The organism is Bradyrhizobium retamae (assembly GCF_001440415.1).
Lineage (GTDB): Bacteria > Pseudomonadota > Alphaproteobacteria > Rhizobiales > Xanthobacteraceae > Bradyrhizobium > Bradyrhizobium retamae.
The window spans coordinates 1-4,159 of the sequence record NZ_LLYA01000048.1 but is presented as its reverse complement, the minus strand read 5'-3'; the positions used below and the strand labels follow the sequence as shown (position 1 = coordinate 4,159).

General features: G+C 60.7%; 3 protein-coding genes and 2 pseudogenes. All 5 read left to right on the top strand.

All coding sequences use genetic code 11. From position 1 onward, the window contains the following. A partial coding sequence (locus CQ13_RS08275) for a transposase (protein WP_156433580.1) occupies positions 1-664 on the top strand: 664 nt, incomplete at its 5' end. Continuing rightward, positions 661-864 carry a hypothetical protein gene (locus CQ13_RS42675; protein WP_156433579.1) on the top strand — a complete coding sequence of 68 codons (204 nt, stop codon included), beginning with the start codon at positions 661-663 and terminating at the stop codon, positions 862-864. The genes CQ13_RS08275 and CQ13_RS42675, both read left to right, overlap by 4 nt. 1 nt (position 865) lies before the next feature. Further along, a pseudogene (locus CQ13_RS47035) lies at positions 866-1,753 on the top strand (helicase HerA domain-containing protein); the annotation flags it as partial. Positions 1,754-2,655: 902 nt separating this feature from the next. Beyond that, a complete protein-coding gene (locus CQ13_RS47030; RefSeq protein WP_430649665.1) occupies positions 2,656-3,294 on the top strand; it encodes a hypothetical protein in 639 nt (212 codons plus the stop codon). A gap of 448 nt (positions 3,295-3,742) precedes the next feature. Further along, positions 3,743-4,159, top strand: a pseudogene (locus tag CQ13_RS08250) (recombinase family protein); the annotation flags it as partial.

Sequence of the window (4,159 nt, the reverse complement as noted above, 5' to 3'; positions counted from 1 at the left end):
CGAGGCGGAGCGCAAGGCGCGGGCCGAAGCCGAGGAGCGCCGCATCGCCGAAGGGAGCAAAAAGAACGGCAAGAGGTCCGCGCCGCCGAACACGGAGCCCGACGGCAAGGCGCAACGCAATTTCACCGACCCGGAAAGCCGCATCCTGAAGACCAAGGACGGTTACATCCAGGGCTACAACGCCCAGGCCGCGGTCGATGGTGCCCATCAGATCATCGTGGCGCAGACGCTGACCAGTTCCTCGAGCGATCAGGCGCAACTGGCGCCGTTGCTCGACGGGATCAGGGCCAATCTGGGGACCAATCCCGACGAAGTGTCGGCCGACGCCGGCTACTGCTCCGCCGCCAATCTTCGCACGATCAAACGGCGGCGCATCGAGGGCTACATCGCCACCGGAAGGCAGAAGCACGGCACCAAATCCGCCACCGCGAAAAAGGCTTCAAGACCCGGCTCGCTGATCGCCAGGATGAGCACCAAGCTCAAGCGCGCCGGCTACCGAAGTCGCTACCGCTTGCGCAAGCAGATCGTCGAAGCCGTCTTCGGACAGATCAAACAGGCAAGAGGGTTCAGGCAATTCCTGCTGCGCGGCATCGAAAAGGTCAGCGCAGAATGGGCGCTCATCTGCACCGCTCACAACCTCGTCAAGCTGGCGAGGGCCGCATGAGCCGCTATCATTCGGATAAAACCGGCTTCCCGATGCTAACTGGACAGGCTCCTAGCAAGTTCAAACACGCGACGTTTGATGATTTCGCCCGCTCGGTAATGCCCGACGTGCAATGGCTGGACGACTTCCTGCGCCTGCGGCGATTCGAAAAGCAAATAGCTTCGTCCGCGACGCCCGCTGAACCCGCTCCGGAGGCGTGAGATGGATAATCCACGTCTCGTCGGCCATATTGTTTCGGTTCAAGGCTTCCGGGTGAACGTGGAATTGCTGCCCGAAACCAGATCGGCCCTGCGCGCGACCCTTGATGGGGTTCAGGCTGCGATCGCGATCAACGCGTATCTGACCTTTTCGTTGGGGGCGGGCGAAACCGTCATTGGTATCATTACCGATCTTGAGGCACGTGAGAGCTTCGATCCCACCAGCGGCGATGAACTCAACCTGGAACTCATGAAGCCGCGCCGGACCGCCAGCGTGCAGTTGCTGGGTACGATCGAGCATGCCAACGATGACCCGTCTTTCAGTCCGGGCATATCCATCCTGCCAACGCTCGATACACCGGCAGAAATCGGATCACCTGACATCTTGCGCGCCGTGTTTGAAATTCCGCCCCGTCGCAACAGGCCGGAGGGTTATGATGCGAGGGACTTTGACTGCGACTTGAAGATCGGATTTCCGACCGGCCAGACGCGTAACGTCGTCCGGGCGTCCTACAATGACCTGTTGTCGAGGCCCTTGGCCATCGTCGGCAACACCGGGTCAGGCAAGTCATTCTCGGTGTCGAGCCTCATTCAGAAGGCCATGAAGGCGCTCGACGGCGCAGCAGAGGAGCCGCATGTCTTCATTCTCGACATTAATGGCGAATACGCCAAAGCCTTTCCTGCCGCAAAAGCAGCGGTTCGCATGCCGGATCGCATCTATCTCAATGGCAAAGAGTTCGGCCTCCCGCTCTGGTTCCTGAACGCGGAGGAGATTTGTGCATGGCTGAGCGCGGCGGAACAGACACAGGAACCCGTGTTGAAAGACTGGTGGGCAATTGCGAAGGGCGGCAATGCCACAGCTGCGGCCAGTCTCGGTTCATTGCAGAATGCAATGAGCGCGCTCGATCAACTTCTCAGCGAACTTACAAAGATCAAGAAGAAGGCGGCGGGTTCCTATTGCGACGCCGTTACCGGCCATCTCGCGAACACCGATATCGACACCACGGCGTTTGACAGACTGTTCACCTCACATCGCTCCGCCAACGACTACAACACCGAGGTCATGAACAATCAGGCTGTGATCGCGGCCGAAGCAGAGAAGCTCAAGGACGCCATCCGATCCAAGATTGTCGGCGGGCGTGATACAGCGGAGGCTGGCGCGCGCACGGCGGACTCTCCACTTCCGATCGCGCGCTCGACATTAACCGATCCATCACTGATCAACCGCGCCGTATCGAAGGAGGACACCTTCCGGGTGGACGCCCATCTCACTACGCTCGGTAATGCTCCCACGCAGAGCGGTGTCGGTGCCATAGCCGGCGTCCATCAGGACCACGCCGCGCGGCAACCGCGACGCTACGTCCCCCGATCTTGTCAGACCCATCTCAGTCTCCCACGCTGAAAAGTGAGTCTTCTCAAATATATGATTCCTGTCGACAAGGGCCGCGACACTCTGATCCCGGTAGGGACGCTCATTGCTGAGCGCCCCCCGGACAGATCCGGACATGCAGCTTTCCCGCATCCGGCTCCCACCTCGGGTGCTTGACGGCGAAGCGCTGTTCTGGCCAGGGGTGAAGGATCCTCGCTTTCGGGAGCCAGTCATCCGACAGCTTCGTGATCCGCGCCCAAGTCAGGTGGTCCTTCTGGCTGCGTCGCCTTAGCGAGCGCCGCCATAGGTCGATGACGTTGGTAGCGGAACGCCTCCAGCACGCGCCCATTGGTCGGCACGGCATGGTAGGCGAAGAAGCCGGTGACGACTTGCCTCAACCATTTCCCCTGGTCGGGGATCGGCTGATGCCGCCGTCGTCGCATCTCATCCTTAATCTCGCTGAGTTTCGCTTGTATGCGGTCGCGTCGCGACTTCCGCTTGAGCAGGAAGCCGCCTCGGCGCGATGTGCCGCAGATGAAGCTGAACCCGAGGATATTGAAGGTCTCCGGTTAGCCGAGTCCGCGCCGCTCGCGATTGGTCGCAGCGCGGCGGCCAAACTCGATCAGGCGGGTCTTTTCCGGATGGAGCGACAGTGCGAACTCCTGCAGTCGCGTTCGCATCGCGTCCCAGAAGCGACGGGCGTCGTCCTCATGTTCGAAACCGACGACGATATCGTCGGCGAAGCGCACGATGATCATATCGCCCGTAGCGTCGCGCCGTCGCCAGCGCTCGGCCCAGAGATCGAACACAAAATGAAGGTAGACGTTGGCGAGGAGCGGCGAGATCACCGAACCTTGGCCCGTTCCCTTATCATTGGTCGTGACGATTCCGTCTTCAAGAACGCCCGCCTTAAGCCATTTCTGGATCAGGCGGATGATGCGTTTGTCGCCGACCCGATGCTCAACGAAGCGGGCCAGCCAGGATTGGCTGACCCCATCGAAAGACTACTCGACAGACTACCCACCACCGCGCTCATCATCTCGACGACTATCCCGATCAGGTAACCATCGTTCGGTCGCGCCATCCCTTTGAGGGATCTGCGCTTAATGTGCTTGGCTGGTGTCATCGACGCGGCGAACTTCATCTGACGCTTGTACTGCCCGATGGTACCCGTGCCCTTGTACCGGCCGCGTGGACAGATCTGCCTATCGCACAACATTTACCGCGTGCAAGCCCGCAATGCGTTCGAGCGGCATTCCTGGCTTCCCACGCCGAGCTGCTGCACGCCCGGACGATCGTCGACGCTTTGCTGCGGCAATTGGATGCCGCGCATACTGTCCTGCCACCGGAATCGGAGGACAGCCATGCAGCAGCTAAGCTTTCTCGACCCACCACCTCAGCGCGGGGCCGTACCCGTATGGGGGGCCCTCGATAAAGAGCAGCGCGCACATCTCGTGCTGCGACTCGCCCGACTAATCGCCCGAGCAATCGCCACTGCCGGAGATCACAACGATGAACGAACTGAGCAAGATCACCGCTGAGCACCTACGCCGATGCGCAATCGTCTACGTGCGTCAGTCCAGTACGACGCAGGTCGAGCATAATCGCGAGTCCACTGCCCGTCAGTACGAGTTAGCCGAACGCGCCGCGCGGCTTGGTTGGCGACGCGATCAGCTGAAGGTCATCGATGAGGACCTCGGTATTTCCGGTTCCGGCCTTTCCGAGCGCACCGGCTTCGCGCGTATGACCGCGGAGGTCGGCCTCGGCCAGGTGGGCATCGTGCTCGGCTTGGAAGTCTCGCGACTAGCGCGCAATAATGCTGATTGGTACCGTCTGCTCGATCTATGTGGCCTGACCCACACGCTCATCGGTGATTGTTCAATGACCGCCTGGTGCTCGGGCTCAAAGGTACGATGTCAGAGGCAGAGC

Excerpts from the sequence above, each read along its gene's own strand:
- CQ13_RS47030 (WP_430649665.1), top strand. The coding sequence starts at position 2,656 with ATGCCGCCGTCGTCGCATCTCATCCTTAATCTCGCTGAGTTTCGCTTG.
- CQ13_RS42675 (WP_156433579.1), top strand. The coding sequence starts at position 661 with ATGAGCCGCTATCATTCGGATAAAACCGGCTTCCCGATGCTAACTGGA.